A 487-nucleotide genomic window follows, 5' to 3' on the forward strand; every position below is an offset into this window, starting at 1 on the left:
TAGATATTTATTATCGGTACCAATTGCTAAACGCAGTAAGTGTGGCACAACCAAACCAACAAAGCTGATTACACCGCCCAACGCCACTGCACAGCCAACCAAAATGGATACTGCGAAGATTAAGCGCCAGCGTAACTTAGGCACATTCACGCCAAGTTGCGCTGCATGGATCTCACCAATCATCAGTTTGTCGAGCTTGCTGCCTTGCAGACACAACCAGATAATCACAGGAATCATAACTAATGTCAGCGAGTGTTGATACCAAGTCACGCCGCCTAAGCTACCCATTAGCCAGTACATCAACAGACGAAGGCTCATGTCATCACTGAAGTAGAATGCCCATGTCACCATAGCACCAGAAAGAATACCTAATGCGACACCTACCAGCAGCAGCTTGGTCGTGGTAAGCCGCATTGCCTTTACCATACTCACAAGAATCACGGTGAAACAGAGTGACCCTAATACCGCCGCGACCATGAAGAGTTCT

At 47.6% G+C, this 487-nt stretch carries 1 protein-coding gene; it reads right to left on the reverse strand.

The annotated features are described in order from the left end of the window. Nucleotides 1-487, reverse strand: a 487-nt coding sequence (locus tag BCT81_RS22875; protein ID WP_157938887.1) for an iron chelate uptake ABC transporter family permease subunit, incomplete at both ends; no start/stop codon positions are given.

The organism is Vibrio sp. 10N.261.52.A1, from assembly GCF_002876325.1.
Taxonomy (GTDB): domain Bacteria; phylum Pseudomonadota; class Gammaproteobacteria; order Enterobacterales; family Vibrionaceae; genus Vibrio; species Vibrio chagasii.